9 protein-coding genes are annotated in these 7,006 nt (G+C 47.0%); 8 read left to right on the plus strand and 1 reads right to left on the minus strand.

The window, feature by feature from the left end; all coding sequences use genetic code 11:
- Position 1: 1 nt before the first annotated feature.
- The gene (locus tag G1ANC_RS03170; RefSeq protein ID WP_129693567.1) at positions 2-454 is read right to left on the minus strand and encodes an FxLYD domain-containing protein; all 453 of its coding nucleotides are present in this window, start codon (positions 452-454) and stop codon (positions 2-4) included.
- Between the two features lie 191 nt (positions 455-645).
- Here G1ANC_RS03170 and G1ANC_RS03175 point away from each other — a divergent pair, with 191 nt between their 5' ends.
- From G1ANC_RS03175 to G1ANC_RS03220, 8 genes are all read left to right on the plus strand, one after another.
- Positions 646-1,113 (plus strand): hypothetical protein, encoded by a 468-nt coding sequence (locus G1ANC_RS03175; RefSeq protein WP_129693568.1) that lies wholly within the window; start codon positions 646-648, stop codon positions 1,111-1,113.
- Between the two features lie 9 nt (positions 1,114-1,122).
- Positions 1,123-1,836, plus strand: a complete 714-nt coding sequence (locus tag G1ANC_RS03180) for a guanylate kinase (RefSeq protein WP_129693569.1) — start codon at positions 1,123-1,125, stop codon at positions 1,834-1,836.
- 43 nt (positions 1,837-1,879) lie between these two features.
- Positions 1,880-2,590 carry a transcriptional regulator gene (locus G1ANC_RS03185; protein WP_129693570.1) on the plus strand — a complete coding sequence of 237 codons (711 nt, stop codon included), beginning with the start codon at positions 1,880-1,882 and terminating at the stop codon, positions 2,588-2,590.
- A gap of 9 nt (positions 2,591-2,599) precedes the next feature.
- Positions 2,600-3,070: a nucleotide exchange factor GrpE gene (locus G1ANC_RS03190; RefSeq protein WP_129693571.1), complete on the plus strand. Its 471-nt coding sequence runs from the start codon at positions 2,600-2,602 to the stop codon at positions 3,068-3,070.
- Positions 3,071-3,170: 100 nt separating this feature from the next.
- The gene (locus tag G1ANC_RS04215) at positions 3,171-4,568 is read left to right on the plus strand and encodes a family 16 glycosylhydrolase (RefSeq protein ID WP_164998004.1); all 1,398 of its coding nucleotides are present in this window, start codon (positions 3,171-3,173) and stop codon (positions 4,566-4,568) included.
- Positions 4,569-4,670: 102 nt separating this feature from the next.
- Positions 4,671-5,282: a LemA family protein gene (locus tag G1ANC_RS03210; RefSeq protein WP_129693575.1), complete on the plus strand. Its 612-nt coding sequence runs from the start codon at positions 4,671-4,673 to the stop codon at positions 5,280-5,282.
- A gap of 2 nt (positions 5,283-5,284) precedes the next feature.
- Positions 5,285-6,049, plus strand: coding sequence for a YgcG family protein (locus tag G1ANC_RS04070; protein WP_164998005.1), 765 nt, complete (start codon positions 5,285-5,287; stop codon positions 6,047-6,049).
- A 29-nt stretch (positions 6,050-6,078) separates the two neighbouring features.
- The gene (locus tag G1ANC_RS03220) at positions 6,079-6,867 is read left to right on the plus strand and encodes a hypothetical protein (protein WP_129693576.1); all 789 of its coding nucleotides are present in this window, start codon (positions 6,079-6,081) and stop codon (positions 6,865-6,867) included.
- Positions 6,868-7,006: the final 139 nt, after the last annotated feature.

Genomic DNA, 7,006 nt, shown 5'->3' on the forward strand with positions numbered 1-7,006 from the left:
ATTAGAACCCAGTAATTTCTTTGAACCGTACTGTCTCAATATTTTGACCAGAACACATTGCTTCAAACTTCCACTTGCCATTAGCGTCAACAGTATTAGCGTTAGCAAGACAATCTCCGACATTCGCGCCACTGGCATCGAGTCCTGAAAAAGTAATTTGAATATAGCCATTAATTGCCTGGTTAGAATTATTTGAAACCGTGCCGACAACCTTTGTGAGATATTGATTGCTTTTATCAATTTTCCAGCCATCATCCAGTGTCAAGCGTGCTTTGTTTTCACTGGTTTTTTGCTCCGGTTGTGATTGGCTTGTCGAGTTATTGGTTGATTTGGTTGTTTCATTGGCTTGATTCTTTGTGCCGTTCATGCCGGCGTAAATTGCGCCTATGATGACAACAACTAACACCCAAAGCCAAACCTTTTTGTAAATTGGCTTTTTTTCTTTTGTATTCATAATCCCTCCTTTAGGAATGCTGCCCAACAAAAAGGACAGCCGTTAAATTGGCTGTCTACACCTAGAACGCAAATTCACACGTCCGATAACGGCTGCCCATTATGTGTGTGAATTAACGTCCGATTTGGACCTGTTCTAGATGTAGACGTCTTTATTGTACTACAAAAGTGCTATAATTGGTGAAGTAATTTATGAAATTAAATAGCAAACCAATCATCTACATCGATATGGATGGCGTGCTGGTTGATTTTGAATCAGCTTTGACGAAGATTCCGCCCGAGATGCTTGAGAAGTTTGCGGGTGAGTATGACAATATTCCGGGTGTTTTTGCATTGATGGATCCAATGCCGGGCGCCCTTGAGGCGGTAGATGCTTTGAAAGAAAAGTACGATCTATATATCTTGTCGTCATCGCCATGGGAAAATCCGACGGCACTGGGTGATAAGTTAGCATGGGTGAAAAAGTATTTTGGTGGTGATGGACGAGAAAATATTTTCTTTCGCAAAGTGGTATTTTCGTCGGTCAAGCAGCTGAGTCGCGGTGATATTTTGATTGATGACCAGACAACTAAAGGCGCTGCTGAGTTTGCTGGCCGGCATATTCACTTCGGCAGTCCGCAGTTTCCTGATTGGCAATCGGTGCTGGATGAGTTATTATAAGCAGATATTATGTCAAAGATCGAAAAGCTTATCAGAGAATATCAACCGAGCGAGTCGGTCCGCCAGCTTGTTATTCAAACTAAAATTGTATTGCTCGTCGGCATATCGGGTGCAGGCAAGGACACGACCAAGCAGCGGTTAATGCAGTCGCCGGAGTTTGCTGATATTGTGTCGTATACGACTCGCCAGCCGCGTCAAAATAAAGGTGTATGGGAGCGTGAAGGTATTGATTATAACTATATTGATGAAGCGACTGCCGCTAGATTGTTGGAAAGTCATGCTTTTGTCGAGGCGAAATTTGTGCACGGTACAGTTTATGGTACTGGCGTCAAGCAGATTCAGGATATTCATGATGCTGGTAAAATTGCGGTTACTGATATTGATGTGCAAGGTGTCGATGAATATAAAAAGCTGTCGCCAGGCGTGGTAGCGATATTTTTGTTACCGCCAAATTATCAAGAATGGCGTCGTCGTCTCAGTGTACGTTACGCTTCGCAAGAGGAATTTGATCGCGAATGGCCGAAACGCTACAATAGTGCAATTCGTGAAATTACTCATGCGCTCGAGGTGCCGTATTATCACTTTGTTATAAATGATGACATCGACGAAACTGCGCGTATTGTCCGCGAAATTGCCTCGAAACCGGACGTTTATAATCGCAAGGATGATGAAGCCAGGTTGGCAGCGCGTGATTTGCTAGAACAATTGAAAGCGGCTGGTTAGCACTCGCCTTGCAAGAGTGCTAAATGTGCGATATAATAGGAGTATGACCGAACGTCAACAGGCGATTTTAGCCGCCATCATTGAGCAGTATGCCGAAATTGCGGCGCCAGTTGGCAGCGTGACGCTGGCTAAATTGTTTGGCGTGTCCAGCGCCACGATTCGCAGCGAAATGGCCAAACTCGAGGAGATGGGTTTTATTGAGGCGCCGCACACCAGCGCTGGCCGTATTCCTACTGATAAAGGCTATCGCTTTTATGTCAATGGCATCACCGACGCCCAGATGACGGAACTGCCGAGTAGCATCGATCGCAGTGCGAGAGCGATCGAAGCGCATGTTAACTCGCACGTTGATACATCCGACCGAGCAATTCGCAGTGCCGTTGATAGTTTGGTGGAGCTGACGGGTAACTTTGGTTTTGCGTCGTTTGGTGCGCACTTGTATATGAACGGCATGACGCAGCTGTTTAGCCAGCCGGAGTTTGTCGAGGGCGATCACGTGCAAGCGATTGCCAGACTGATTGATAATATCGAGCCGTGGCTACATGAAGCAGCACCGAACCAGCCGCTGAATGTGTTTATCGGCAGCGAAAATCCGATTGGTAAAAGTTCTGGTGCGACGTTGATTATCAGCAAATTCCGCTCGCCGTTTAGCGACAACAGCTATATCGGCGTCATCGGCCCGACGCGGCAAAATTATCGCCGGACTATGGAGCTGGTGCGCCGAACCGGTGCTATGCTAGAGGGAATGTTGTAGGAGGAAAAAATGACAAAGAATAAGACTAACAAAACTGAAGACTTAGAGCAGCAATTGGGCGAGTTGACGCTGGATTTGCAGCGGACGCGGGCGGATTTTGAGAATTATCGCAAGCGTGTCGAGGCGGAGAAACAATCGGCGCACCAAATGGGACAGGCGAAGTCAGTGATGAAGCTGTTGCCAGTAGTTGACACGATTGAGCGAGCGGTTGCCAACGTGCCAGAGGAATTACAGGATAATGCTTGGGTGAAAGGTGTGGCTAGCCTGGGTAAGCAGCTTGACAAGCAACTCAAAGAAATCGGCCTCGAGAAAATTAACGCTAAACCTGGTACGCTATTTAACCCCGAACTACACCAGGCTATTCAGTTTGATGAAGAAGCTGAGGGTGAGAAAGAAGTGATCGCTGAGGAACTGCGTGCTGGCTACACGCTAGACGGTGTAGTGATTCGCGACGCGATGGTCAAAGTTACGCGCCAATAAATCCAGCATTCCCGTACTTATTTCGCTTGCATTGTATCGTCATTAGCTATATAATCATAAGCGTCATCAGGCGTTAAAACAAAAAGAGTTGAGGGATTCAATGAAAAAGAAAATAGTAGGATTATTCATCGCCGCTGTTGTTGCGGTGAATTTTATCGCGCCGCCGGCTGCGCATGCCGGTTCAAAAACCATTCGGCTTCGCAGCGTGGTCAAAAGTTCGCTATCGAAAACCGAACAGAATTCCATCGCCTCAGGAAAAATAACGTTGACTACTAACGACGCCAATTCGGAATTTTTGCTGGCGTACCAAGGCGGCGGACGCTTGGCTGAGACGGGCAGCGATGCGAGGATTTTGGTAGCGTATTTTGCTGTTGGCGGCTTGCTGGCGGCGCTGGGCGGCTATTTCTTGCTGCGCAGCAAAAAGGGCCGAGCTCTGCTGTTACTAGCGGTTAGCGTTGGCGGGTTGGCGCTTAACAATCAAGCGGCTTCGGCTATCATTGATAGTATCGGCGCAACCGACACGGTGACCGTGCAAGACGGCGAAAGTGTTGAGTATTCGCCACCAAAGATCGACGGCTATGAATATCTAGGGTATGCCAAGAGACCGGTTTCTGCGTCATCGGCAAATAATAGCACAACTCCAAATCCGACACCAACTCCTACTCCTACACCTACACCGACTCCGTCACCAACCGTCCCGGCGGCAGCTGGCAAATATAATCGCTTGGCTTTTGAAGATGATTTTGACTCAATCAGCACCATCGACACCGGCAATACTGGCGCGCCAGGCTTCAAGTGGTACCCGGCGGGCGTACACAAATGGGGCAAGCCCGATACCCAGCCCAACGAGTATTCCGTGAATAATTCGGTGCTGCGGATTGCTCCGACGCACAGTACTTACAACCGTAATTTCATGACGCGCGACCCGAATACGTATGCAGGACAGTCGTTTGAACATGGCTATTACGAAGTGCGGATGCGCGTTGACGCTAATGGCGTGCGCAATGTGCCGCCGGAAAATTCTTCATGGCCGGCATTTTGGGCGCAATCGCATTCCAGGCATCGCAATAACGCCATACCGTCTGCTGAACTTGATATGGTTGAAATCATGCGGCCGGGCGAGATGTTAGGGTCGGCATGGGCGTATTATGATTCAATGGATCAAACTAAAATTATACGCAACCGAGGACATTATACTTCGCAGGCAGGGCTAGATGTGTCGCAATGGCATACATACGGATGTTTATGGACTACCGAAAAAATTGAGTGGTATATTGATGGTAAATTAACTATACGCTACTATTGGGGTGCTACCCGCGATCAGCTAGCGCCGAACGACCCTCGGCAAGACCCGGTGACGCAAGCCGGTGGTCCATCGCCAATTAGTAACCCGCTCGCGATATTTGATTCAGAGACAGCGATGGATGTCATATTGGGCACGGGCAAAACCTGGCCGATGGAAGTTGACTGGGTTCGAATTTGGCAGCTGCCGCAGTAAGATTTGCCTTGCTTGACGCGGAATTCACGGCGGCAGTCGCTTTTGTTGCACTTTTGGCTAATTGTCTATAAAATAAGGGCTATCAGCAAGTAGGAGGTTGGAATGAAAAATTGGAAAATCCCAGCAGTCATCGGCGGCGTGGTGTTGCTGCTAATAATGATAGTCGCTGGATCTTATAATAGCATGGTGGCTAGCCGCGAGTCGGTTAATACAGCATGGAGCAAGGTTGAGTCGCAATATCAACGGCGCAGCGACTTAATTCCTAACCTCGTGAACACCGTCAAGGGCGCGGCCAATTTCGAGCAAGAGACATTAACAAAGGTAGTCGAGGCGCGCGCTAAAGCTACGCAAATCAAAGTCGACGCCAATAATCCAGATGACATAGCCAAATTCCAGCAGGCCCAAAGCGAGGTTAGCTCATCGCTCAGTCGGCTGTTGGCGGTAGCTGAAAACTATCCTCAGCTCAAAGCAACGGAAAACTTTAAGGATTTGCAATCGCAGTTAGAAGGTACAGAAAATCGTATAACTGTGGCGCGCAATGACTTTAATGACGCTGCTAAATCATATAACACGAAGGTTAAATCTTTCCCGACAAATTTGTTAGCGGGTATGTTCGGGTTCAAGGAGCGACCGTATTTTGAGTCGGACGCTGGCGCTAATAAAGCTCCGTCGGTTGATTTCAGCGCAGCAAATTCAACCAAACAAGAAAACTAGATATGCGTTGGCGAAGCTCTGTTATTGGTTTAGTTGGATTGTTGTCATTGGCAGTGTTATTTAGCTGCCTGTTTAGTAACACGGCTTTCGCTAAACTAGAAGTGCCAGCTGCGCCGCCGCTTGAACGTCCTATAATTGACCAGACGGAAAGTTTGGCAAATGAAGATATTGACCGCATTGCGCAGCTGATTAATGCTGAGCGCCAGAAAAAATCATTCCAAATCGGCGTGTTGATGATTTCGACGCTTGGCAGTGATGATAGTCTAGAGGAATATAGCCTCAAAGTAGCCCGCCAATGGGGTATCGGCGACAAGAAAAAGAGTAATGGCGTATTACTGCTTATTGCCAAGAATGACCGTAAAATGCGAATCGAGGTCGGCAATGGTATGGAAGGTTCGTTAACCGATGCGCGAGCTAGCCAAATTATCCGTAACACAATCGCACCAAAGTTTCGCAGCGGTGATTATGCTGGCGGCGTTGAGGCTGGCGTGAAACGAATCATCGACGCTGCGGAAGGCAAAGACCAATCAGCCGATAGCGAGGACATGGAATCGATAGTCTCCTTAGTACTGATTATAATCCTCATATTTATTGTTGTAATAATAGCTACAAGGAGGGGCGCCCAATCTGGCAAACGCCGATCAAATCGCTGGTGGTGGATTGGCGGTATCGGTTCGGGCGGTAGTTCTAACAGTTCAGGCAGCTCTTCTGGCGGTAGTTTTGGCGGCGGCGGGTTTTCTGGCGGCGGCGCCAGCGGCGGTTGGTAAAACTAGAACTTGCGTATATAATTCTAAACATGCGTAAAATTTTCAAGATAATTTTAGCTATGTTTGTTGTAGTATCGTCTGGAGGCTCATTTGCTAGCGCAGCCAGCTACGCAAACCAAGCGGACATTGATATAATCGCTGCCTCGAACAAGGCTTATGTAGATTTTATAAAAGCAATAAACGACGAGAAATCTGTGGCTGATGGTACGGTTCTTGCTCAGACCGCCGCTGCATCGTCGGCATTCAATAATGTTGCTAGCCATAATTTCTCCTCTAAACTAGGTGTCAAATACATCAAAAAGTCAGCGGAAGTTAAAAAGTATGCTGGAGAAATTAAGGTGTTACTTGACAAGATTGCTGTCGTTTTGCGCGAAAGAGACTATAACGCTGTAAACCAATATTTGGCGCAAACCCGTAACTCTGTCAAAAAATATTCTGCAGCTATCGAAGAGGTGAATAAGGCTGCTAGTGAATCTAATTCTTATGCGGAATATTTTTTCTTGCTGGTGACAATTGCTACAGCGGCTATGGCGGTTGGATCGTTTATTTGGTTTGCTATTGGCAGGAGAAAGCAGTCGAGTCCTGACCTTCTGGCGGCGCGTAAAGCAGCTGCTTTTTCGTCATTGATTCCATTGGTTGGTGCTGTTGTCACGTATGCGACGTTTATGCTAGCTAGTAATGCAGGCGGTACTTATACGGTTGCCTACGGACTAATTTTGATTGGTTTAGCATCTTATATAAGTTCGATCTTACGATATATTATACTAGCCAGAAATACGGCGACAGCATTGTCAGATCGGTCGAATACTGTAAAATAAGCGGTGATGTAAAAACAAATTAGCACTCTTGACACCAGAGTGCTAATTATTTATACTGAAATAGTTGGCACTCGATGCAAAAGAGTGCTAAAATGAATATAAGAAAAACCAGATGTGATCGAAACAAGAAAGGGGAATC

The sequence above is a fragment of the Candidatus Nanosynsacchari sp. TM7_ANC_38.39_G1_1 genome, from assembly GCF_004138385.1.